Genomic DNA, 21969 nt, shown 5'->3' with positions numbered 1-21969 from the left:
CTCGCAAAAATGGGGTTATCTGCTGGACGGCGCAAGCGCCTTGGCTAAGATAACCGTCTTAACGTCTTGTTTGGCAAGGGAGTATGACATGGAGATAGTACTAGGCCCATTAGAGGCCCGCGTGATCGGCTGCCTGATTGAGAAAGAGATCTGCACGCCGGATCAGTACCCTCTCTCGCTCAATGCACTGGTCAATGCCTGCAACCAGAAGAGCAACCGGGAACCCGTGCTGGAGCTCGCCGAGCTGGATATTCGCGCCGTGATCGACGAGCTGATCCGCCGCCGTCTGGTGGTCAATACCGCCGGTTTCAACGCCAGGGTGCCCCGCTATCAGCATCGTTTCTGCAATACCGAGTTCGGCGAGCTGAAGTTCTCGGCCCAGGAGCTCGGCATTATCTGCGAACTCTTGTTGCGTGGTCCGCAGACCCCGGGTGAGCTGCGTTCGCGCACCAACCGGCTGTGCAGCTTTGACGATGTGACCGAAGTGGATGCGGTGCTGGCCACCCTCATCGAACGGGGGCCCTATGTGGTCAAGCTGCCCCGTGAGCCGGGCAAGCGGGAATCCCGCTACGCGCACCTGTTCAGTGGCGAGGTGGATCTGCAGGCGCTGGCCGACGCGGCGCCCGCTGGCAACCTTGTGTCATCGGCGGCAGACAGACTGGCAGCGCTCGAAGAAGAGGTCGAGCACCTCAAGGGGCAGTTGCAGGGGGTGGAAGCCCGTCTGGCCCGGCTGGAAGGCTGAGCCAACAACCTGTCTCCAGAAGGCGCTGCGGCGCCTTTTTTGATGACCGCGCTCCTCCTGCGGCCCGTTGCCCGGTGGCAGGGGCGAGTGCCCTGTCAGCCCTGTCGCTCGCGTACCCATCAAAGGCGCCAGCTTTTTTGCACTATTTCGCGCTTAAGGGTCGAGCCGCCGCCGCTTTCCCGTTAAAATTCCGCCTTTGCACTTGCCCGTGAGTTCTGATGTCAGCCTTCACCCTCTCTTCAGATTGCCATGCCCTGCTGTGCGAGCTGCATTTGCAGCGCGCCGCCAGCACTCGTTACCTGCAAGACACCCTCTATGCCCCGGGCGCACCCGGGCGTGCGCTGCTCGACACCCTCGAACAGTTGCAGCAGTGGGGGCTTGTCCGTCAACGAACGGAGCAGCAGTGGAGTCTGACGGCAGAGGGAACCCTGACCCTGATCCTGGCGGTGCGTGCGGGGGAGTGCCCCATGCCGCAGTGGTCCCGCATCCCCTCGGTCACGGGCTTGGAGCGGGCACAGGAGGTGGTGCGCGAGCTCTGTCTGGGGGAGGCGGGGCAGATCCCGGCCTATTACCAGAGTGCCGAGCTCCTGAGCCTGCTGGATCTGCCCGACGCCCGCCGCCTGCTGCCTGGCTCCAGCCCCGCCTGGCAAACCCTGCTGCTCGAACACTTCGCCCTGCAGACCCTGCTGGATGCCGAGCCGGAGGCGAGCTGGCCGCTGGCGTCCCTGGTCACCCCTTGCGCCCCTGCACTGGCGGCGCGGGTCAAGGTGCTGGCCACCGAGTGGGAGTGGCTCTGCGGACCGCTGACCGGCGAGGTGACCACTCACTGGCCGTCGCTACAACAACTGGCGGAGCGAGAGGATGAACAGCCCCTGGCCGAACGGCTCCAGAGGGCGCTTGGGCAGTGGCAGGTGCAGGAGGGGGCCGGGTCCTGGCCCAGGATGTTCAGCGCCCTGCTCTGGCTCGGCTGGTTGCAGCAGGCGGATCCCGTGCAGGGGAGCGAACAGCGCAAGAAGTGGCAGCGCAGCCTGGGCAATGGCTCCCCCCTGCTGGCGGATCTGCTGGGACAGTGGGCGGGCGATCGTCACGGTCAGGCGGTGGGGCTGTTCGATACCCTGCAACTGCCGCTGGAGGAGCTGCACTGGGGCTATCTCTGGCTCGATCTCTGCGCCCTGGCCCGCCACGGCGAACAGAGTCCCCAGGTGACCATATTGCACAAGTGGGATCTCTCCCACCTGCTGGAGGCCGAGCCGCGCCACCGTCTGATGGCCTTCTGCCAGGATCTGTTGCGGCTCTTGCTGGGGCAGGGGGCGGTGCGTGCCCCGCTGCATTCGCTGCGCGCCTCCCCCCTGGATGAGGACGAGGAGGGGGCACAGGGCGAGGAGGGCAAGGCGCCCGCCTCGGCGAGCTGGCTCAACTGGTTGCAGGGGTTGGGGCGCTCGAGCGGCGTGCGCAAGCCTCAGGAGCGGCTGGTATGGCTGCTCCACGCCGAGGGGCCCGAGCTCGAGTGCAAGATCCAGAAGCAGAGCACCAAGGGGGAGTGGACCGCCGGGCGCCGGGTCGATCCGGCCTTGCTCTCCACCCAGTACGCCAACCTGCTGGACGAGGCGGACTGGGCGCTGGTGCGCACCCTGCAGCGCAATATGGGCAAGCTGCCGCGAGAGGCCTGGCGCCCCCTGGCGGACCACCCCCGCCTGTTCAATGCCAAGGGGCAGAAGCTGCAACTGGCCATCAGCGCCCCCTTGCTGCAGATAGTGCCGGGGGAAGGCGCCCACGACCCGGCGGCCCAGGGCGCCGGCATGAGGGCTCTGCTGAGCCCGGCCGCCGCGGCCCGTGGCGCGCACATCGTGCCCCTGGCCCAGGATCTGTGGCAGCTCATTCTGACGCCGCAGGCGCTGCTCGACAGGCTGCCGGCCCTGGAGGCCATCCCTGCGCTGCCGCCCGCCGGGCTCGACGAGCTCCAGCGCACCCTGGATGCCATCCCGGATCTCCCCTGGCACAGCCAGGTGGCGGGGCTCAAGGGCAACGCCGAGCTGGCCCCCTGGCCCGGCATCCCCTCGGTCCAGCTGGATTGGCAGGAGGGCCAGCTGGTGGTCCAGCTGGTGACCCGGGAGGGGGACCTGCCTCCCTTGCCTCTGGGCAAGGGGGAGGCTATCGTGCGCCAGGGTATCCGGGAGTACCACTACTGGCAGCGGGATCTGGCCGCCGAGAAGGCCGAGGCCCAGCGCCTGCGCAACCAGTTGCCCATCGGTCTGCCGGGCAACGAGTGGAAGCTGGATGGCGAGCAGGCGCTGACCCTGGTCAACGCCCTGCCCGAGCTGGTGGATGCCGGCGTGGTGGTGCACTGGCACCAGGACAGCGCCCGCCTCAAGAGCCTCGACGAGGCGGCCTTGAGCCTGCGCATCGAGCGGCGCCAGGACTGGTTCCAGGTGGAGGGGGCGCTGGCGCTGGACGAGCACCAGATCCTCGATCTTCGCCTCATCCTGCGCCAGCTGACCCCGGGGCAGCGCACCGTCCAGCTCGACGAGAAGACCAGCCTGATGCTGAGCGACAAGCTGGTGGAGCGTCTCACCATGCTGGGGGCCATGCTGGACACCGAGCAGCGCATCAACAACAAGCTGGCCTATCCCCTGGCCCGCCTGTTGTCGGCGGTGACCACCGCCGGGGATGACGCCTGGCACGACTTGCAGCAGGAGTGGCAGCAGGAGGTGGAGTGTGCCCCCGAGCTGTTGACGGCGCTGCGGGACTACCAGAAGGAGGGGGTGCGCTGGATGGCGACCCTGGCCCACCACGGCTTCGGCGCCTGCCTCGCCGACGACATGGGCCTGGGCAAGACGTTGCAGGCGCTCATGGTGCTGCGCATGCGCCAGCATCTCGGCCCCGCCCTGGTGGTGGTACCCAAGTCAGTGGTCACCAACTGGCAGGAGGAGGTGGCGCGGTTCGCCCCCGAGCTGGAGGTGGTGGTGTTCGAGCACCCCGCCGAGCGGGCGACCCTGATCCAGCAGGCCAGGGCCGGGCAGATCATCCTGGTGAACTACGGCATGCTCGGCAGCCTCTCCCAGGCGCTCAAGTCCCGCCACTGGGCGAGCATGGTGCTGGACGAGGCGCAGCAGATCAAGAATGCCGGCACCCAGCGTGCCAAACTGCTGTTCCAGCTCGACGGGGATTTTCGCCTGGCCCTCTCCGGCACCCCCATCGAGAACCACCTCGGCGAGCTGTGGAGCCTGTTCACCTTCATCAACCCGGGTCTGCTCGGCAGCCTCGGCGAGTTCAAGCGCCGCTTCGGCAAGGCGGTGAAGGATCCCCGCCACATGGCGATGCTGCGGGCGGTGATCAGCCCCTTCATCCTGCGCCGCCTCAAGCAGCAGGTGTTGACCGAGCTGCCGGACAAGACCGAGATCATCCACCACATCAGCCTCTCCCCCGAGGAGCGCCAGCTCTACGAGGCGACAAGGCGCGAGGTGGTGCAGCAGGTGCAGAGCGCCGATGGCCGCGCCCTGATGCACGTGCTGAGCGGCCTGACCCGGCTGCGGCGCCTCTGCTGCTCGCCCCAGCTGGTGATGCCGGAGTGGTCCCAGACCAGCAGCAAACTGGACGAGGCGATGAACCTGCTGGAGGAGGCCATCGACGGCGGCCACCGGGTGCTGGTGTTCAGCCAGTTCGTCGATCTCCTGAGCCTGCTGCGCGCGCGCATCGCGCAGAAGCAGTGGGACTACTGCTATCTGGACGGCGGCTGCTCCGCCAAGTCCCGTCAGGAGTCCATCCTGCGTTTTCGCCACGAAGCGGTGCCCCTGTTCCTCATCAGTCTCAAGGCGGGGGGCACGGGCCTCAACCTGACCCAGGCCGACACCGTGCTGCACCTCGATCCCTGGTGGAACCCGGCGGTGGAGGATCAGGCGAGCGATCGGGCGCACCGCATGGGCCAGACCCAGCCGGTGACCGTCTATCGCCTGGTGTGCGAGCAGACGGTGGAGGAGAAGATAGTGGCGCTGCACGACGAGAAGCGGGCACTGGCCGACGGCCTCCTGAGCGGCCAGTCCGAGGTGAAGGGGCTGGATGTGGAGAGCCTGCGGGCACTGCTGATGAGCTGACGGCGGGCTGTCGCTCGATGTGACAAGGGGAGCATCCGTGATGCTCCCCTTGTCGTTTGTGGCGGTGCCGAGCCTGCGCTACCCCTGATAGAGGTAGAGGTGCAGCCGCTCTATGATGGGGTCACCGCCAATCTTGCGATCCCGGCGTGCCTGGCGCAGCTTGGGCGGGTAGTGGCCCAGATGGGTGACGGCCGGCTGGGTATCGGAGCAGAGCAGCAGGGGGAGGCTCGCCTTGATCTGCTGCTTGCGGGGCTCCCGGTCCTGCCAGAGCAGGTTGATCATGGGGTGGGTCTTGACCGGCCTGCGGATCCGCAGGGCGGCATCCGCCGGCAGGCGGCGAATGTCGTATACCTCCTGATCCACCATCTTGCTCCACTCTTCGTTGTCAAAGAGCGCCGGTACATATCGGCGGCTGCGCTCCAGCATCTCCAGTACCTGCTCCCGGCTGAGGCGGCTGATGCTCTGCTTGTCGGCCCAGGTGAAGCCCAGCGAATGGAGATCCCCCTGAAGCCAGGTCAGCTTGCGATAGACCTGCAGGGTGATGACACCGGGCAGGGCGCCGTGCACCAGCTCGAACTTCTCGTCCCGCCCGCCCGCCGCCTGCACCATGGCCTTGAAGGCGAGCTTGTGCGCGTTGATCTCCTCGATGACGGGGGCCAGCTCCCTGGCGCTGGCGGCAGGAAAGCGCAGCCAGCCGGGCAGACGGTGGGTCGCCTTGGTGGAGCAGCCGGGGCGGGCGCAGTGGTCCTGAAAGGCGGCGAGGGTGGCGGCAAGGGCCGCCTCGCCCGAGAGATAGCCCACCTCGATGGCCTCGATGGGCTCATGCTCTTCCCCCTGGGCCACGGCCGGGAGGGGATAGACATGAGCCTCCAGCAGGTCGAGCTGGCCCAGTTGCCGGGCAAGGCGTGCCAGCGACGCCTCCAGCAGGGCCATCTGTTGACGCAGGGTGGCGGCGGGGGTAAAGGTGTCCATCGGCAGATCCTGTGTGTGCCGCTCCCCTGTTCAGCATGATATTGGGGCAGTGTGGGGAGGCAGCATGATAAACCACTGTATAAATAACCATACCAGTATGATGGCAGGGTGCCAAGTGTCCGGTGCCACCCTGACGATGGGGGTGACATGGGGGCATCCGGTTCAGGTTGCCTGTTCGTAACTTTTTGTTAAATAACGATCTTGTTGCGATCTATTTGTTAACAAACCCTGGTGGCCGAGAGTTTGCACCCTGCTGACTCGGCGTCGTGCCGTGCATAGCTAGCGTGGGAAAGTGCATAGTTAGAAGTGGGTGGCGCAGGAGAAAATGCTGCCAGGTTGAAAGGGGGAAAGTTTCAGCATTATTTCATTTTAAAATCATATGGTTATGGTTATTGCCCTGGCGATATCAACCATTACTTTTACTAATGTCATGTATCAAAATTCGTCAATTGAGGCACCTCCCCGCCCTGACTAAGCTTTGCGCATCAAATCCGAGCCTTGCGCAGAACGAGAGAGAGGAGCCATATCATGGCCAACATGACTTATACCGAAGCCGGTTACCAGCATTCCAGCGAATCGAATCTGGTTGCTCGCGTCAAGATGACCGTCCTGACCTGGCTGGAACGCAGCCGCAGCCGTCGCCAGCTCTCCGAGCTGCCCGCCTACCTGCTCAAGGACATCGGTCTGAACGAAGCCGACCGCTATCAAGAGACCACCAAGCCGTTCTGGCGTGGTTGATCAGCCGGGCATGGATGCCTTGTTTTTCTGCTGATCCCAGGGGCATTCTGCCCACCCGTCTGCCGAAGGCATGCTGTCTTCACCTGCCGATACCCGTTCACCACTTTCCCTCTCCCGTGTTTCCCCTCGCTTGATCCTGTTGCATGAGTTGTCACTCATTTTCGCCACTTTTGTATCCTTACTGTTTGAATTTGTTTAAAAACTGATTTTAAGCCCGGTTGCCTTGCGTATAATCCGGCCATGGCATTCCAGACTAAAGGGTGAGACGGATGATTCCCCAGCATGACTTTTTGGCCCTGACGCGCCGCCATGAGTGGCAGCTCGAGCCTTTCGCCTTCAATCTGACCGACGGTACCCGGGTGAGCGTGTGGGATACCGGCGTGATCTGCCTGGAACCCGCTTCCGAGGCGGGGCAACCCGGGCACAAGGACATCGTCCTCTCCTGCGGCATCCACGGCAACGAGACCGCCCCCATCGAGATCTGCAACCAGTTGCTGACCCGGTTGCTCGCAGAGGAGCTCAAGGTTCGTCACCGGGTGCTCTTCCTCTTTGGCAACCCCGCCGCCATGAACCAGGGGGTGAGGGAGGTGGAAGAGAACATGAACCGCCTCTTCTCGGGCGCCCACAGCAAGGGGGAGGGGCTGTGCAACCGGGAGCGCATCCGCGCCATGCGTCTGGAGCAGTATGTGAGCCGCTTCTTTGCCGACTCGGCCAGGCCCCGTTACCACTACGATCTCCATACCGCCATTCGCGGCTCGCGCCACGAGAAGTTTGCCGTCTATCCCTTCCCCCACGAACGCCCCCACTGCAAGGAACAGGTACGTTTCCTCGGTGCCTGCGGCGTGCGCACCATACTGCTCTCGAGCGGCCCGACCACCACCTTCAGCTATTACAGCTCGCACCAGCACGGCGCCCATGCCTTTACGGTGGAGCTGGGCAAGGTGCGGCCCTTCGGTGAAAACGACATGACCCGCTTCATCGAGGTGCGCCAGACATTGCAGGAGCTGGTGACCCGGGATGAGGTGGCCCTCGAGCCATGGCGAGCCGATGACTTCACCCTTTTTGCCATAGATCGGGTGATCAACAAGCAGTCGGAGCAGTTCCGCTTCCTGTTTGCCAGCGATGTGGACAATTTCACCGAATTTCCCCAGGGTTTTGTGCTGGCAGAAGATGGGGATCGGCAATACAGGGTAGAGAAACCGCGGGAGGCGGTGGTCTTCCCCAACGCCAACGTGGCCATCGGACAGCGCACCATGCTGCTGGTGGTACCCACCCGTCTGTGGGAGTGAATTGACGCCTTTTTGTCATGCTGATCCTGCGCCACGGGCGGTGGCAAGCAGCATGGCGGTGATGGGTATGATCCCGAACTCGATATGACAGGGAGCCTGAACAGGCTCCCTTCTTTGTTTCTGCTCGCCGAAAATTCCGATTACCTTCGAAAATAAAAGAAGTTTCTACTGGTCTTACCTGGATGAATCTCGTTGCCCTTTGGTTAACATGTTGTTTACATTTTAAATGTCACCTCATGGTGGTGACGCTGACAACGGCAAGGAGCCAGTTATGACCCATGTCGACATCCCCTTCCTTCGTTACCTCGATGAGGAGGGGCGCCCGGTCGCGACACTGCCGACCTGGCTGGACAAGGCGATGCTGCACACCTTCTACCGCAACATGGTGATGGTGCGCAGTTACGACAAGAAAGCGATAGCACTGCAGCGAACCGGCAAACTCGGCACTTTTCCCTCCCATCTCGGGGCGGAAGCGGTGGGGATCGGGGTCGGGCTCGCCATGCAGCCAGAGGATGTCTATGTGCCCTACTACCGGGACATGCCCACTCTCTACGTGAGGGGCGTGCCCATGGAGCAGAACCTGCAGTATTGGGGCGGCGATGAACGGGGCAGTGTCTTCTACAAGGCCGATGGCGAGTTGTCGGAAGACTTGCCCATCTGCGTTCCCATCGCCACCCAGATCACCCATGCTGCCGGCATCGCGGCCGCCTTCAAGCTGCGCAACCAGCCCAGGGTCGCCGTGGTGACCATCGGCGATGGCGGCACCTCCAAGGGAGACTTCCTCGAGGGGCTCAACTGTGCCGGTGTCTGGCATCTCCCCATGGTGATGATCATCAACAACAACCAGTGGGCCATCTCGGTGCCGCGCAAGTTGCAGTCGAGCGCGCCCACCCTGGCCCAGAAGGGCATAGGAGCCGGGGTGCGCAGCCTTCAGGTGGACGGCAATGACGTGGTGGCGGTCTATGAGGCGACCCGCGCCGCCGTCGAGCGGGCTCGCAGCGGCAAGGGGCCGACGCTCATCGAAGCCGTCAGCTACCGGCTCGGGGATCACACTACCGCCGATGATGCGACTCGCTATCGTGACGGCGCCGAGGTGGAAGCGGCCTGGGCCAGGGAACCGGTCAAGCGGCTGCGCCAGTTCATGTTTGAACGGGGCTGGTGGGACGAGCAGCAGGAACAAGCGCTGCTGGCAGAGGCGGGCCGGGAAGTGGAACGCGCCGTTGCCGCCTACGAGGCCATCACGCCCCAGGCGCCGGAGACCCTGCTCGATTACCAGTTTGCCGAGCTGCCGAAGGCCTATCTTGCCCAGCGCCAGCGCATCATCGCCAAGGGCATGCAGCAGAGCGGGGAGGGACTATGAGCGATATCACGCTGCTCGAAGCGATCAATCTGGCGTTGCACCACGAGATGGCACGCGATCCTGATGTGGTGGTACTGGGGGAGGATGTGGGGGTCAACGGCGGTGTGTTTCGCGCCACCGTGGGGCTTCGCGATAAATTCGGGTTCAAGCGGGTCATCGATACGCCGCTGGCCGAAGGGCTCATCGCCGGGGTGGCGGTGGGCATGGCGACCCAGGGGCTCAAACCCGTGGCCGAATTCCAGTTCCAGGGCTTCATCTTCCCGGGCATGGAGCAGATCATCTGCCAGGCGGCGCGGATGCGAAACCGGACCCGTGGCCGCGTCACCTGTCCTATCGTCTACCGCTCCCCCTATGGTGCCGGCATCCATTCACCCGAGCACCACAGCGAGAGCGTCGAGGCCCTGTTTGCCCATATCCCCGGGCTGCGGGTCGTGATCCCTTCGAGCCCGAAGCGGGCTTACGGCCTGCTGCTGTCGGCCATTCGGGACCCGGATCCCGTGATGTTCTTCGAGCCGGATCGCATCTATCGCTCGATGAAGTCGGATGTGGTGGATGACGGCATCGGCCTGCCGCTGGATGTCTGCTTCACCCTGCGTCCCGGCCGGGACATCACTGTGGTGGCCTGGGGAGCCTGCATCCAGGAAGTCATGCGCGCGGCGCACCTGCTGGCGGAGCAGGACATCCAGTGCGAGGTGCTGGATCTTGCCACCATCAAACCCCTGGATATGGAGAGCATCCTGACCTCGGTACGCAAGACCGGGAGGCTGCTGGTGGTACACGAAGCCTGTGGCAGTTTCGGGGTGGGTGCCGAAATCGTGTCCCAGGTGACCGAAGAGGCGATGACTGCCCTCAAGGCGCCGCCAAGACGCCTCACCGGCGTGGATGCCGCCGTCCCCTACTATCGCAACGAGGAGTATTACCTCATCACCGAGCAGGAGATCGCGCAGGCGGCTCGGCAACTGATGGAGAACCAGTGGCTATGACGCGCGACAGGTACGGATGCGCAAGTGCCTGGGCCACAGGGCTCCATGGTGTCTGTCAATGTTTGGTGATGTCCCAGCAGAGGGAGAGCAGGTCATGAAATTTTTCAAATTGCCGGATCTGGGCGAAGGACTGGCCGAGGCCGAGATCGTCGAGTGGAAGGTGAGCGCCGGTGATACGGTGCAGGTAGATCAGGTACTGCTGTCGGTGGAGACAGCCAAGGCGCTGGTGGATGTGCCCTCACCGGTGGCCGGGGTCATCGCCAGATTGTGCGGGCAGGAGGGGGACATCCTCCACATCGGGGCACCGCTGGTGGAGTTTGAAGGGGGCGAGGATGACGGCACCGTCGTTGGCAAGGTCAGCGCCCATCAGCAGCATATCGAGGATCATTTCGTGGTGGGGGCCATGGCGCCCGGCGGCACGCTGGTGCAAGCCATGCCAGCGGTACGTCTGCTGGCGCAAAAACTGGGACTGGACATCGACAAGGTCAAGGGAACCGGCAGTGCTGGCATGGTGACCGAGCAGGATGTGCAACAGGCGTTCGAGGCCCAGCAGGAGAGCGGCAACGAATTCCTGAAAGGCTCGCGCCGGGCCATGGCCAAGGCGATGGAGCTCTCGCACCGGACTGTGGTGCCGGTGAGCATCACCGACGAAGTGGACTTGCGCCACTGGCGCCCGGATGAAGATGTGACGGTGCGCCTCATCAAGGCGATCGGCGTGGCGTGTCGGGCCGAACCCTCCATGAATGCGTGGTTTGACGGAGAGACCCTGTCGCGGCGTCTGTTCAGGGAGGTCAATGTGGCCATCGCGGTCGACTCCAAGCATGGGCTCTATGTGCCCGTGATGGAGAACGTGGCAGAGCGGGACCCGGCTGACATACGGCAGGGGCTGGATCGGATGATCGCCGATGTGAAGGCCCGTGCCGTGCCGCGGGAAATGCTGCAGGGGGCAACCATCACCCTCACCAACTTTGGCGCCATCGCTGGCCGTTACGCCAGCCCCATCGTCACGCCACCCCAGGTGGCCATCATAGGAGCGGGCAAGTTGTTCGAGAAGGTGGTGTTCATCCACGGCGAGGCGCGCCCGGTGCGTGCACTTCCCCTGTCGATGACGTTTGACCACAGAGCCTGCACCGGTGGAGAGGCGGCTCGCTTCCTCAAAGCCCTGGTCCAGGCACTGGAGTCGGCACAAGTCTAAACCGCCGTACCCCGCTGCTGGCGGGGTACAAATTTGTTTGCGTAATCGACAAAGGCACGTATAATCTCAACCAGCTTGAAAGGGCGATAGTTATGTCAATGAATATGATGTTTTACATCTTTTCCTGTTGTTCATAAGTAATCCCGTTTTTTGAGCTTTACCCGCTGAAAAGCATAAGTAATTATTTTGAATACAGGTTTAAAGATATGTCTAACATGATCACCGGTACCGTTAAGTTTTTCAACGAAACCAAAGGTTTTGGCTTCATCCAGCAAGAAAACGGCCCGGACGTTTTCGTTCACTTCAGCGCCATCCAAGGTAACGGCTTCCGTACCCTGGCTGAAGGTCAGCGCGTACAGTTCTCTGTGACCCAAGGTCAAAAAGGCCCGCAGGCTGAGAACGTAACTGCTCTGTAATTCTTGCAGAATTTAAGAAAGCCGTGGTACCTCTGGTGCCACGGCTTTTTGTTTTCATGGCTTCTCAATACGCGTCATGACCCTGATCTCCTCCCTCTTGCTGACCGTGGCGTTGACCGGTCAGGCCAGCACGCCAACGCCGGATCCTGCGGTGAATGATGCCGTGTCCGTGTGTCAACAGTTTGTACATGTTCGTCTGGGAAACGCGGTGAAACCCGATGAGATCAGGGTACAGCCGGTGCCAAAACGGGCGGGAGAGTGGCTGGTCGATGGCAAGATAAAAGGACCCGAAGGTCCTTTGCTGTTTGCTTGTCTGCTGCGGCAAGGAGAGCGCTGGGAGTTGCTCAACTTCTCGCTCTGGGCACCACAACCGCTCAATTCGGCTTGAGTGCAACCAGCAGGTGTTGGAGATGCTCCAGCATGGTCATGCCGAAAGGGGTCAGATAGCCGCCATCTACCGCGGTGATCAGGCCCTGGCTGTGCAGGCGCGCTGCCGCCTGGCAAAGCGCTTCCGACATGTCGCTGCGCAGCTTGATCCCCAGGCTCATGTTGGCCGGATCAAAACACGCCAGTATTTTCAGCTCATTCACAAAATCGTCAGAAACCTGGTTGATCCCACTCATGGATGCACTCCTTACGCTAAAGATGTATGCAACCTAGCATCCCCGGTGCCTCTTTAGTGGGCGCTGGCTCAAACAATTGGCCTTTATCGGGGCCGCTCTGGTTCAAACGCTGCTTTTTTGGACGCTATCTATCACCGGCCCGGCTGGACGCAAACGCCCCAGCAAGGCAAACATGCTAGAATGGCACCCTCGTTCACCCTCATGACCAGGCGTGATGCCAGGTCATCTTGTTCAAGGCGCGTCTCATGATCACTGTTACTCTGGTCTCTCTGCTGCACTCTCTGGGTCCCCGTTTTCCTGTTTATGCTCCCTCCTTGCTGCTCCCTCTCCTGGCGCAACATCAAGGAGATCTCTGGCTGCCGGCCATTCGTGGGGAAGACGTGACAACCCTGCGCCAGCATGGCAAGGATGTCCAGAGTCTGGCTACCTTGTCGGCAGGCTGGTGCGAGTTCGCGGCCCAGAGCAAAGAGACGCCGGAGCTCGATGCGCTGGCAAGCTACGATGAGGAGATGCTGGACAACCTGCAGATGTACTGGCGCCACCCGAGCAAGATAAACAGCCCGATCACCGATAACCTGTTCGAGCTGCGCCGCGAGGTGGTGGACGAGGCCCATGGCGGCAAGCTGGTTGCTGCCTGGAGTACCGCCCAGCAAGCACGGCTTGAGCAGATCATGGTGGGGGTCGCTGCGGGGCGGGATCAGCTCTGCTTTGTGGAAGTGGAGTCCGCCTATTGGCTGAGGGAGCGACTGGGTGAGACCGCGGGACTCCGGCTGTTGACCCCCGAGCTGGGGTGAGGCGATGGAAAGACGGATGACCCATTACTCCTGCTGGACAAGGGGTCGGCAAGATGTGAACATGTCGCCCTTTAATGAACGAGAGACTTGACCGATGAGCTATGAACTTAGCGACACCGAGCGCAATGCCGCGCTGCAACTGAACGCCGATTACCGCTTTGATCACTTCATCAGCAAGCTGGTCGAGCACGAAGAGCTGTTTGTCCTGACCGACGAACACGGCGTCATGATGCTGACGACCGAAGAGGAAGACTGCATCCCGGTATGGCCGCATCCCGACTACGCCAAGGCCTGGGCCGAAGGGGAGTGGGCCGAGTGCAAGCCGCAATCCATCACCCTCAAGGTGTGGCTGGATCGCTGGGTGGACGGCATGGAGCAGGATGATCTCTGCGTGGCCGTGTTCCCGACGCCGGATCAGGAAGGGATTGTGCTGGACCCGGCCGACGTCGCCGACGCCATTGCGCAAAAGCAGGCCAAACGCAGCTGAATGCCCTTTGCCTGGCGCCATCCCGGTTGTAACAAAGACCCCGCCAATGTGCGGGGTCTTTTGTTTTGGGGATGACGGTGCCAGCTGCCCTATTTTTGCTGGTAGGTGGTATCCGTGATGGTCACCGGCGGGAAGGTCTGCCCCCCTTTGATGGCGGCCCGGGTCTGCGCCTTTGCCGCTTCGTCAATCCAGAGCAGGCCGCCGAAGCTGTAACCCGAGTTGGAGCCGTCAAGGGGCCAGTAGAGCAAGTCGCTCTGGGGGGTTGCCGGCACCTTGGGCAGGCGTACCCAGCGCCAGGCGCCGGCCCGGGTATAGGGCACCTGATAGGCGGGGACGAAGCTGGCGAGCTCATAGAGTCGCTGCTGGATCTGGCGGGAGAGGTCGGCCTTCTTGCCGAAATCGAACGCCTTGTCGTATTGCTCCACCAGGGCCGAGATCCTGTCGTCATCGATGTTCATGATGTTGTTGGTCTGGGGCTTGTTGGCATTGACCCTGTGGAAGTGTTCCCAATAGGCGGGATAGCGACCGCCGCTCCAGGCCATCCAGGCACTCTGGTGTTTTTTCTCCAGCATGGATTTGAAGCCGGCAGACGCATCCATCAGATTGAGCTCGAGGTTGAGCCCCGCCTTTTTTGCCTCTTCCCGCAGCAGGGTGAGGCGCTGGGCATGCTCCGCCGTGGTGTAGGTGATGCTGAGGGAGAGGGGCTGGCCCTTGTCGTTTCGCAAGATGCCATCCGGCCCGGTCTTGGTAAAGCCGGCCTTGGCAAAGAATTCGCGAGCAAGGGCGGGATCGAAGGGGCGCGCCTTGAGGTCGGTATTGGTGAAATCTCCCTGGCCCGAGCCATAGGTGTTGAGACGCTGGTAGTCCCCCCGCAGCAGGGTTGCGATCATCTTGTCCAGGGCGAGGGCGTGCTGGATGCCGAGTCTGACGTCGAGATTGCTCAGCAAGGGATCGGCGGTGTTGAGATAGAGCCCCATGGGGGGCTGAGGCGTCTGGTTGTAGAACCAGAGCCGCTCGATATAGCCCTTCTCGAATTCGGCGGTCTTGCTCTTGTCGTGCCACCAGTTGGGCATCACGAGGGGGAAGGTATCGAGCTCACCGCGCAGGAAGTGCTGCCAGGCGATGTTCTGATCCCTGAGCACCTTGATCTCGATGCGATCCGGATTGAAGCGGTGCTGGAAGTAGCGCTCGTCGTTCCCCCACCAATCCTTGACCCGGTCGAAGGTAACCGACTTGCCCTTCTTGAGCTCGCCAATCTGGTAGGGGCCGGTGACCGGCAGCACCTTCCAGTTGTACTCCTTGACCCAGTTGGCGGTCAGCTTGATGGCGTGGCTGGGCTCCGGGGTGAAGGGGAGAGCTTCGAGCAGATCTTCCCGGCTCTTCTCGGTGCCGCTGGTGATGGCGAGGGTGTGATCGTCAAACTTGGTCACTTCGCTTATCTGGGTGCTGTAGTAGTTGTTGTACCAGGGGTCGTTGATCTCCTTGCTGCGCATCATCTTGAGGGTGAAGACCCAGTCGTCCGCAGTGACGGGCTGGCCGTCCGACCAGCGGGCCTTGGGGTTGATGCGAAAATAGAGCGTCTTGTTATCCGCGCCGAAAGCCCACTGGTTGGCCAGCATGGGGATGGGATTGCGCGTCACGGGATGGGTGCTCAGGAGCGGCAGGTTGGTCTCGCGCACGTAGGCTGCAAAACCGCCGTTGGAATCCGGCCCGTATTTGCGCAAGGTGAGCGGAAAGCTCGACATGAAATCCCGGAAGGTGCCGCCTCGCTTGGCCTCGGGGTCTGCATAGACGGGGTCGGTGTCGTTGCTCTCCCATTTGAGATCTGCCGGCAGGGTGGCACTCCAGCCGAACGGGCTCCAGCAGAAGGGGAGCAGCATGGCCGTGACCCGCATGATGCCTGGTAAAGAGGGGATGATCGAAAATGACGGATGACGCATGTCCTTGCTCTCCTGATGATGGCGTCCTGCCGAAATAACGGGGTGGGCCCAAGAGGGCCTGACCCATGATGGGAAGTTTCCTGGGCGAGGTCAATCCTCGGTTTGGGTCTTCAAGAAGCGCATCTTGCCCCCCAGCAGATGCACCACGAAGCCGAGCAGCACCAGACCCGAGCCCAGCCATTGCAGGGGAGTGGGGTGTTCATCAAGCAGCAGGGCGGCGGCCACCATGCCGACACAGGGCACCAGCAGGGAGAGGGGGGCAACCTGGGCCACCGGATAGCGCATCAGCAGCCTCCCCCACAGGCCATAACCGAGCCAGGTGGCGATAAACGAGAGATAGAGCACGCACAAGACGCCCTGCCAACGGATGTTGAGCAGGCTGCTCGCGATGAGTTCGGGCCCCTCGAACAACCAGGAGAGCGCGAAGAAGGGCAGGATGGGCACCAGCCCGCCCCAGGCGACCAGGCTTGGCAGAGAGGTGCGATAGCGCAGACCTATCTGGCGATTGATGACGTTGCCAAGGCCCCAGCAGGCGGCTGCGCACAGCGTCAGCACAAACCCGATGAGGGTGAGGTTGCCCTCGCCATGGGTGGCGATGAGATAAAGACCTGCTCCCGCCAGCGGCAGTGCCACCCAGTGGTGGGGCTGCCAGCGCTCTCCCAGCCAGATCATGGCGAACAGCAGGGTGAAGACCACCTGGGATTGCAGCACCAGGGAGGCCATGCCAGCGGGCATGCCGAATTTCATGGCGCAGAACAGGAAGGCAAACTGGCCCAGGCTGATGGCACCGCCATAGGCCAGCAGCCAGCGCCAGGGCATGGCAGGCCTGGGGACCAGCAGAATGGCGGGGAAGACGACTCCGACGAAACGCAGTGCTCCCAGCAGCAGTGGGGGGATGCCTTCCAGCCCCCACTTGATGGCAACGAAGTTGAGTCCCCAGCAGAGAATGACCAGGGCGGCCAGACACTTGTCCTTGGTTTGCATGCAGCATCCTTGTTTGAGCGGCGCCGGCACGGCAGGGCGCCGAAGGGGTCGAGCATACCTGCTACAGGGTGGGCACCGTCAAGGGCGCAGGTGTCTGCCGGGCGAGTGAGGGCGGGCTAAGCTAAAAGTGATAGCCCGGATTGACGGGCTGGCGTCGATGGCTGACCGGAGGTGTTCCATGAGCGACCATACCCTGCTGCCCCATGGTGAAGACTTGCGCCGCGCGGTGCGCTGGCTCAGCGAACACCATCAACACGACATCCGGGCCATCGAAGAGGCCTGCCTGCGCTTCGATCTCTCCCCGCTGGATGAGGAGTTCCTGATTCGCCATTGCCGTGAGCAGCCGCCAACAAGCCGGACAGGTTAGACGAAGTTGGCCAGGTTGATGCCAAACTCCTTGGGGTCCACCGTGCTCTCTATGGTCTCCTGAACCCCGTTTTTGGCGAGATCCAGCCACTGCACCTCGAGATAATGGCGATGGCCTGCGTGATAGATCACCTTGACCACGGGCTTGAGCGGTTGCTGTTCGTTGCGCTGCATCACGATGGCCAGGCGCTGGTTGGAGAGCTGCACCAGGGTACCCACCGGATAGACCCCCATGCACTTGATGAACCTGGTTACCAGGTCGGCATCAAAATGCAGATCAACCCCCTTGAGCAGAATGCGAAACGCCTGGGTTGGCTGCATGCCCTGTTTGTATACCCTGTCTGCCGTCACCGCATCGTAGACATCGACGATGCCGCTCATGCGGGTGTAGAGGGAGAGCTGATCCCCCTTGAGGCGCCGCGGGTAGCCGGTGCCATCGATCCGCTCGTGATGGTTGGCGGCCACCTCCAGCATGATGGGGGTGATGCCGGCGGTGGCGGCCAGGATGTCGTGGCTGTGGACCACGTGCTCGCGCATCACCTCCAGCTCCTTATCGGTGAGCTTGCCCGGTTTGTTGAGCACCTCGTCCGGGGTCATGATCTTGCCCACGTCGTGGAGCAGGCCACCGAGGGTCAGCTCCTTGAGCACGCTGCGATCCAGCCCCAGGTAGCGGCCGAAGTTCGCCAGGAGGATGGCGACATTCATGGAGTGCTCCATCAGGTAGGCATCCTTGGCACGGATCCGCGCCAGACAGAGCATGGCATCGCCGTGGGTGAACATGGTATCGACCATCTCTTCGGCCACGGCGGCAAGGGGCGTGATGTCGATGGGCTCTCCGGCCTTGAGATGGCGAATGAACTTGCCCTGGAGTTCACGCGCCTCCTGATAGAGCCGACGGATCTTGAGCTCGCGCCCTTCACCACTGCCGATTTGACGAGAGGAGCCCGCCCCGTTTGTCACCACATCCGCCGGGCTTGCCGTGCCCCCTCCCGGCAGCTTGCTGCGGGCAAGATCCACCCGCACCGTCAGCACGCCGCGCCGGATCAGCGCCTCCACCTGCTGGGGGTTGGTCACCATGCCGGTCTGGGCAATCTCCATGGCGCCGGTCTGGCTGGCAATGGCAATGACGTACATGCCAGGTTTTAGCTGGCTGACGGGGATGACGGGGTGAGACTTCGTCGGCTTCATGGGTACATCCTGGGCTTATTATTATGTGTGATGTCGGTCTGCTGACGGCAGTCTATCACTGGCACATCATGGCGTCAGGCGCCATCTTGAGTCCCTGTCGCTTAGTACTGGTGTTGTCGGGTCTGACCGATATAATGTCGCCCCCAATCATGATGGATTCCGAGGTTTTTGCATGCGGCTCGACAAATTTCTTTGCGATTGCTCCGATTTGACCCGTTCCCAGGCGGGCAAGCTGATCCGTCAGGGGGAAGTGCTGGTAGACGGCGTGCTGGTCAAGCAGCCCGCCTTTCACATCAATGAGCAACACCAGATCGAGTTTGACGGTGTGACCTTGACCCTGAACCTGCAGAATCGCTACTTCATGCTGCACAAGCCGGAAGGATATGTCTGCTCCAACGAGGACCCGGATCACGCCACCGTGTTCCACCTGCTCGACGAGCCGGCCATGGGTAAACTGCACGTGGTGGGGCGCCTCGATCTCGATACCACCGGGCTGGTGCTGATCACCGATGACGGCCAGTGGTCCCATCGCATCACGTCGCCCCGGCACGAGTGTGCGAAGACCTACCACGTCTGGCTGGCTGATCCCGTGAGTGAAGAGGCCATCTCGCTCTTTGCCGACGGTATCTACCTGCGCAACGAGAACGACAAGACCCGCCCTGCGGAGCTGGAAATCCTGGACGAGCGGGAAGCACGCCTGACCATCCACGAGGGCAAGTATCACCAGGTGAAGCGGATGTTCGCCGCCATCGGCAACAAGGTGGTCGGGCTGCATCGGGAACGCATCGGCGATCTGGCTCTGGACGATGAGCTGGCACCGGGGGAATACCGGGAGCTGACCGAAGAGGAAGTGGCTCTGTTCTAGGGGCGCGATCGCCTCTCTCCCTGTCCGGCAAGGGGGAGCATCGGCGGCTCAGTGTCGCCGATGGGCGTGTTGGTCCTTCCTGCAGGATAGACGGGGCTCAGTTCCCCATTCCCAGCACCAGGGCCGTGCCCAGGGTGGCCAGCAGGGCTCCGGCCCAGGCGGGGAGCGAGGGACGCATCCCCGAGTGCCACCACAGCAAGGGCAGCAGAATGACCGGTGTGGTGGAAGACAAGATGGCCACCATGCCCACATCTCCCTGACGCAGGGCCACCAGGATCAGGGTCATTCCCAGCGTCATCGCCAGAAATCCGTTGATGCCTATCATGCCGAGCACCTGCCGGTTGATGGGGTTGTGCGGCATGGCGAGCGGCAGGCGCAGCGCCCGCAAGACGCAGTGTGCCAAGAGGGCGCTGGCCATGCGCACGCCGGAAGCGCTCACCGCGTCCACGGTGCCGCTCATCATCACCGGCTTGGCGATGATGGCTCCGAGGCTCTGGCACAGGGCTGCGGTGAGGCCAAGGGCTATGCCGACCACGAGGCGGCCGCGCACCTGCTCCCATTCGTTCTGCTGGTTGTCGCCACGACGACCAAACAGAATGGCGAGCATGACCCCGGCCAGGACCAGCAAGGCGCCTGGCAGGCGCCAACCATCGAGCCGCTCGCCAAAGAGCCAGAGCCCAAGCAGGGCGGAGAAGAGGGCGTGGCAGGAGAAGAGCAGACCGCTGCGCCTGGGGCCGAGTCGGTTCATGCAGGCAAAGAGGGCGGTGTCGCCGACGAAGATGCCGATGAGGCCGGAGAGGGCCAGCAGGGGAAGGGCGCTCTCGGTGAGGGTCTGCCAGCCTCCCGTCACCAGACTTGCGCTGGCCAGCATCAGGCTGACCAGGAACATCCGCCAGCGGCTGTAGGCAAAGGCCCCCAGATGGCGAGCCGGTTTGACGGAGATGAGGGCGGCGATCGCCCATAAACTGGCGGCAGCCAGCGCCAGCCATTCGTAACCCATAAAGACCCCTGAAACGGTAGACGACAACCGGACTTGCAGGCGACACATCGCCCCGGGCCGATTGCCAACGGGGCAGGGGAGTGCGCCTTCTGGCAATTGCGCCCACCCGTGGCGGCCGTGTCGTCATAAAACCTTGAAAAAAATAGCCCGAAAGACTCCCTCTATCGGGCAGGCCCGATACAATACGGGTCGTCTTCGGGGATAACAAGCGCGGCATGATGCATTCGATTCCAGGCGCGCCGCCGGCCTTCCCCCCATTGCAGTCAAAAGAATTGAACGAGGTTGATGTCATGTTTTACCGTTTCGCCGCCAGGCCAGCCCGCCGCTGGCTCTCTCCCTTGCTGTTCGGGTTGATGGCGGTGCCGCCGCTTCAGGCCACTACCGTGGTGCAGCAGCCCGTGCTGTCGGACAGGCAGACCCTGGTCAAGGGCAATGGCGCCGAACCCGAGTCCCTCGATCCGGCCCTGATCCGCTCCGGTTTCCCGGGGGAGGTGGTGCTGGTGGACCTGTTCGAGGGGCTGGTGAGCGAGGATGGTCAGGGCAAGATAGTGCCCGCCCAGGCCCAGCGCTGGGAGACCAGCGAGGATGGGCTGGTGTGGCGCTTCTTCCTGCGTCCCCAGCTCAAATGGTCCAACGGCGAGCCCCTCACCGCCCGGGATTTCGTCTACGCCTGGCGGCGGCTGCTGAACCCGGCGCAGGCTTCCCCCTCCGCCGGCCTGCTGCTGGCGACCGGCATCAACAATGCCCAGTCCATCTATGCCGGGGCGCTCGACCTCGATGCCCTGGGGGTGGAGGCAGAAAGCGACCAGATCCTGAAAGTGACCCTGGAGCGCCCTGTTCCCTATTTCCTGCAACTGGTCAGCCAGCGCCCCTTCGTGCCGGTCAACGAGCGGGTCATCGCCCAGTTTGGCAAGCAGTGGACCCAGCCAGGCAAGATGGTGAGCAATGGCCCCTACAAGCTGGCGAGCTGGGTGGTGAACGAGCGCATCGAAGCCGAACGCAACCCCCAGTACTGGGATGACGCCCATACCCGGATCCAGCGGGTGACCTACCTGCCGCTCGCTTCCCAGCATGGGGAGCGGCTGCGTTATGAAGCGGGGGAGATCCAGCTTACCAACAAGGTGGCGCTGGAGTACTACCAGAAGACCATGCAGGAGGCACCGGAGCGGATCTGGGGTCTGCCGCTGCTTGGCACCTATCTTTACACTTTCAATCTCAATCGCCCCGAGTTGCAGGATGTGCGGGTGCGTCAGGCGCTCTCCATGGCTATCGATCGCCACCTGCTGACCGAGAAGGTGAGCGGCCAGGGGGAGCGCTCTGCCTGGTCACTGCTGCCCGCCATGCCGGGTTATGACGAGCTGGATATCCCCCTCTCCCGGGAAGACCAGCCGACCCGGTTGGCCCGGGCCGCCGCACTGTTGGCCCAGGCGGGCTACAACAGCGCCCATCCCCTCAGGCTGACGCTGACCTACAACACGTCGGAGAACCACAAGAAGCTGGCCCTGGCGGTGGCGGCCATGTGGAAACCGCTGGGGGTCGAGGTCTCCCTCAACAACATGGAGTGGAATGCCTATCAGGTCGCCAAGGACAGTGGTGATTTCATGCTGGCTCGTTCATTTTTGTTTGGTGATTATGTCGAGCCGTCTTCCATGCTTGGCAGTTTCCGCTGCCAGGATCCCCAGAACGAGAGCGGCTACTGCAACCCCGCCTTCGATGGTCTGCTGCAGCAGGCCTCCGAGACCCTGGATGCCAACGCCCGGTCCGGGATCTATCATCAGGCCGAGCAACTGCTGATGGAGGAGGTGCCCGTCATCCCCGTCTATCACTACAACCAGATGCGACTGGTGGACCCGGCACTGCGCGGCTTGCCGAGCCGCAACCTCAAGGGCGCCATCGCCACCAAGGATCTCTATTTCAGCCAGCCATGAGGAGAGTG

Annotated in this window: 20 protein-coding genes; 14 read left to right on the top strand and 6 right to left on the bottom strand. The window is 62.7% G+C overall.

Features of this window, described 5'->3' with window-relative positions; translation table 11 throughout:
* Positions 1 to 88 precede the first annotated feature (88 nt).
* Both AB5Y68_RS02460 and AB5Y68_RS02455 read left to right on the top strand, forming a co-directional pair.
* Positions 89 to 742, top strand: coding sequence for a YceH family protein (locus tag AB5Y68_RS02460; RefSeq protein ID WP_368206897.1), 654 nt, complete (start codon positions 89 to 91; stop codon positions 740 to 742).
* A gap of 218 nt (positions 743 to 960) precedes the next feature.
* Positions 961 to 4833, top strand: coding sequence for an SNF2-related protein (locus AB5Y68_RS02455; protein WP_368206896.1), 3873 nt, complete (start codon positions 961 to 963; stop codon positions 4831 to 4833).
* 78 nt (positions 4834 to 4911) lie between these two features.
* On the opposite strand, the gene AB5Y68_RS02450 is transcribed toward AB5Y68_RS02455, so the two are convergent.
* Positions 4912 to 5805 carry a DNA replication terminus site-binding protein gene (locus AB5Y68_RS02450; protein ID WP_043153810.1) on the bottom strand — a complete coding sequence of 298 codons (894 nt, stop codon included), beginning with the start codon at positions 5803 to 5805 and terminating at the stop codon, positions 4912 to 4914.
* A 528-nt stretch (positions 5806 to 6333) separates the two neighbouring features.
* On the opposite strand from AB5Y68_RS02450, the gene AB5Y68_RS02445 reads away from it, so the two are divergent.
* From AB5Y68_RS02445 to AB5Y68_RS02415, 7 genes are all read left to right on the top strand, one after another.
* Positions 6334 to 6543 (top strand): DUF1127 domain-containing protein, encoded by a 210-nt coding sequence (locus AB5Y68_RS02445; RefSeq protein ID WP_010675316.1) that lies wholly within the window; start codon positions 6334 to 6336, stop codon positions 6541 to 6543.
* A gap of 269 nt (positions 6544 to 6812) precedes the next feature.
* Positions 6813 to 7832: a succinylglutamate desuccinylase gene (gene astE / locus AB5Y68_RS02440; RefSeq protein WP_010675315.1), complete on the top strand. Its 1020-nt coding sequence runs from the start codon at positions 6813 to 6815 to the stop codon at positions 7830 to 7832.
* A gap of 271 nt (positions 7833 to 8103) precedes the next feature.
* Positions 8104 to 9192 carry a pyruvate dehydrogenase (acetyl-transferring) E1 component subunit alpha gene (pdhA, locus tag AB5Y68_RS02435; protein ID WP_041214862.1) on the top strand — a complete coding sequence of 363 codons (1089 nt, stop codon included), beginning with the start codon at positions 8104 to 8106 and terminating at the stop codon, positions 9190 to 9192.
* Entirely contained in the window at positions 9189 to 10175 is a 987-nt protein-coding gene (locus AB5Y68_RS02430) for an alpha-ketoacid dehydrogenase subunit beta (protein WP_041214863.1), read from the top strand. Before pdhA ends, AB5Y68_RS02430 begins: the two co-directional genes overlap by 4 nt.
* Before the next feature lie 94 nt (positions 10176 to 10269).
* A complete protein-coding gene (locus AB5Y68_RS02425; RefSeq protein WP_010675312.1) occupies positions 10270 to 11370 on the top strand; it encodes a dihydrolipoamide acetyltransferase family protein in 1101 nt (366 codons plus the stop codon).
* 206 nt (positions 11371 to 11576) lie between these two features.
* Positions 11577 to 11786, top strand: coding sequence for a cold-shock protein (locus AB5Y68_RS02420; RefSeq protein WP_005302803.1), 210 nt, complete (start codon positions 11577 to 11579; stop codon positions 11784 to 11786).
* Between the two features lie 76 nt (positions 11787 to 11862).
* A complete protein-coding gene (locus AB5Y68_RS02415; protein ID WP_103254967.1) occupies positions 11863 to 12174 on the top strand; it encodes a hypothetical protein in 312 nt (103 codons plus the stop codon).
* On the opposite strand, the gene AB5Y68_RS02410 is transcribed toward AB5Y68_RS02415, so the two are convergent.
* Complete coding sequence (locus AB5Y68_RS02410; protein WP_039040223.1) at positions 12161 to 12409, bottom strand: TIGR02647 family protein; 249 nt, start codon at positions 12407 to 12409, stop codon at positions 12161 to 12163. The genes AB5Y68_RS02415 and AB5Y68_RS02410 overlap by 14 nt on opposite strands.
* 245 nt (positions 12410 to 12654) lie before the next feature.
* Between AB5Y68_RS02410 and AB5Y68_RS02405 the strand changes: the two genes are divergently transcribed.
* Both AB5Y68_RS02405 and AB5Y68_RS02400 read left to right on the top strand, forming a co-directional pair.
* Entirely contained in the window at positions 12655 to 13203 is a 549-nt protein-coding gene (locus AB5Y68_RS02405; RefSeq protein WP_039040224.1) for a hypothetical protein, read from the top strand.
* Between the two features lie 94 nt (positions 13204 to 13297).
* Positions 13298 to 13690 (top strand): DUF2750 domain-containing protein, encoded by a 393-nt coding sequence (locus AB5Y68_RS02400; protein ID WP_039040225.1) that lies wholly within the window; start codon positions 13298 to 13300, stop codon positions 13688 to 13690.
* Positions 13691 to 13779: 89 nt separating this feature from the next.
* Here AB5Y68_RS02400 and AB5Y68_RS02395 read toward each other — a convergent pair whose 3' ends face one another.
* Both AB5Y68_RS02395 and AB5Y68_RS02390 read right to left on the bottom strand, forming a co-directional pair.
* A complete protein-coding gene (locus AB5Y68_RS02395; RefSeq protein ID WP_039040226.1) occupies positions 13780 to 15630 on the bottom strand; it encodes an extracellular solute-binding protein in 1851 nt (616 codons plus the stop codon).
* 90 nt (positions 15631 to 15720) lie between these two features.
* A complete protein-coding gene (locus tag AB5Y68_RS02390; protein ID WP_010675306.1) occupies positions 15721 to 16614 on the bottom strand; it encodes an EamA family transporter in 894 nt (297 codons plus the stop codon).
* Positions 16615 to 16792: 178 nt separating this feature from the next.
* Between AB5Y68_RS02390 and AB5Y68_RS02385 the strand changes: the two genes are divergently transcribed.
* The gene (locus AB5Y68_RS02385; protein ID WP_010675305.1) at positions 16793 to 16981 is read left to right on the top strand and encodes a hypothetical protein; all 189 of its coding nucleotides are present in this window, start codon (positions 16793 to 16795) and stop codon (positions 16979 to 16981) included.
* Here the strand turns inward: AB5Y68_RS02385 and AB5Y68_RS02380 are convergent.
* Positions 16978 to 18168 (bottom strand): HD-GYP domain-containing protein, encoded by a 1191-nt coding sequence (locus tag AB5Y68_RS02380; RefSeq protein WP_039040227.1) that lies wholly within the window; start codon positions 18166 to 18168, stop codon positions 16978 to 16980. The two genes, AB5Y68_RS02385 and AB5Y68_RS02380, sit on opposite strands and share 4 nt — an antisense overlap.
* Positions 18169 to 18340: 172 nt before the next feature.
* Here AB5Y68_RS02380 and rsuA point away from each other — a divergent pair, with 172 nt between their 5' ends.
* Complete coding sequence (gene rsuA, locus AB5Y68_RS02375) at positions 18341 to 19033, top strand: 16S rRNA pseudouridine(516) synthase RsuA (protein ID WP_039040228.1); 693 nt, start codon at positions 18341 to 18343, stop codon at positions 19031 to 19033.
* Between the two features lie 97 nt (positions 19034 to 19130).
* Here rsuA and AB5Y68_RS02370 read toward each other — a convergent pair whose 3' ends face one another.
* Positions 19131 to 20033: a DMT family transporter gene (locus AB5Y68_RS02370; RefSeq protein WP_039040229.1), complete on the bottom strand. Its 903-nt coding sequence runs from the start codon at positions 20031 to 20033 to the stop codon at positions 19131 to 19133.
* 290 nt (positions 20034 to 20323) lie between these two features.
* Between AB5Y68_RS02370 and AB5Y68_RS02365 the strand changes: the two genes are divergently transcribed.
* Positions 20324 to 21961 (top strand): peptide ABC transporter substrate-binding protein, encoded by a 1638-nt coding sequence (locus AB5Y68_RS02365; RefSeq protein ID WP_039040230.1) that lies wholly within the window; start codon positions 20324 to 20326, stop codon positions 21959 to 21961.
* Positions 21962 to 21969 lie beyond the last annotated feature (8 nt).

The sequence above is a fragment of the Aeromonas sp. R6-1 genome, from assembly GCF_040908165.1.
GTDB lineage: Bacteria > Pseudomonadota > Gammaproteobacteria > Enterobacterales > Aeromonadaceae > Aeromonas > Aeromonas caviae.
Note: the sequence above shows the minus strand (reverse complement) of the source record. Positions and strands in the feature narration are given on the sequence as shown.

Coding starts and splice junctions, on each gene's coding strand:
- AB5Y68_RS02460 (WP_368206897.1), top strand. CDS start 89: ATGGAGATAGTACTAGGCCCATTAGAGGCCCGCGTGATCGGCTGCCTG.
- AB5Y68_RS02455 (WP_368206896.1), top strand. CDS start 961: ATGTCAGCCTTCACCCTCTCTTCAGATTGCCATGCCCTGCTGTGCGAG.
- AB5Y68_RS02450 (WP_043153810.1), bottom strand. CDS start 5,805: ATGGACACCTTTACCCCCGCCGCCACCCTGCGTCAACAGATGGCCCTG.
- AB5Y68_RS02445 (WP_010675316.1), top strand. CDS start 6,334: ATGGCCAACATGACTTATACCGAAGCCGGTTACCAGCATTCCAGCGAA.
- astE (WP_010675315.1), top strand. CDS start 6,813: ATGATTCCCCAGCATGACTTTTTGGCCCTGACGCGCCGCCATGAGTGG.
- pdhA (WP_041214862.1), top strand. CDS start 8,104: ATGACCCATGTCGACATCCCCTTCCTTCGTTACCTCGATGAGGAGGGG.
- AB5Y68_RS02430 (WP_041214863.1), top strand. CDS start 9,189: ATGAGCGATATCACGCTGCTCGAAGCGATCAATCTGGCGTTGCACCAC.
- AB5Y68_RS02425 (WP_010675312.1), top strand. CDS start 10,270: ATGAAATTTTTCAAATTGCCGGATCTGGGCGAAGGACTGGCCGAGGCC.
- AB5Y68_RS02420 (WP_005302803.1), top strand. CDS start 11,577: ATGTCTAACATGATCACCGGTACCGTTAAGTTTTTCAACGAAACCAAA.
- AB5Y68_RS02415 (WP_103254967.1), top strand. CDS start 11,863: ATGACCCTGATCTCCTCCCTCTTGCTGACCGTGGCGTTGACCGGTCAG.
- AB5Y68_RS02410 (WP_039040223.1), bottom strand. CDS start 12,409: ATGAGTGGGATCAACCAGGTTTCTGACGATTTTGTGAATGAGCTGAAA.
- AB5Y68_RS02405 (WP_039040224.1), top strand. CDS start 12,655: ATGATCACTGTTACTCTGGTCTCTCTGCTGCACTCTCTGGGTCCCCGT.
- AB5Y68_RS02400 (WP_039040225.1), top strand. CDS start 13,298: ATGAGCTATGAACTTAGCGACACCGAGCGCAATGCCGCGCTGCAACTG.
- AB5Y68_RS02395 (WP_039040226.1), bottom strand. CDS start 15,630: ATGCGTCATCCGTCATTTTCGATCATCCCCTCTTTACCAGGCATCATG.
- AB5Y68_RS02390 (WP_010675306.1), bottom strand. CDS start 16,614: ATGCAAACCAAGGACAAGTGTCTGGCCGCCCTGGTCATTCTCTGCTGG.
- AB5Y68_RS02385 (WP_010675305.1), top strand. CDS start 16,793: ATGAGCGACCATACCCTGCTGCCCCATGGTGAAGACTTGCGCCGCGCG.
- AB5Y68_RS02380 (WP_039040227.1), bottom strand. CDS start 18,168: ATGAAGCCGACGAAGTCTCACCCCGTCATCCCCGTCAGCCAGCTAAAA.
- rsuA (WP_039040228.1), top strand. CDS start 18,341: ATGCGGCTCGACAAATTTCTTTGCGATTGCTCCGATTTGACCCGTTCC.
- AB5Y68_RS02370 (WP_039040229.1), bottom strand. CDS start 20,033: ATGGGTTACGAATGGCTGGCGCTGGCTGCCGCCAGTTTATGGGCGATC.
- AB5Y68_RS02365 (WP_039040230.1), top strand. CDS start 20,324: ATGTTTTACCGTTTCGCCGCCAGGCCAGCCCGCCGCTGGCTCTCTCCC.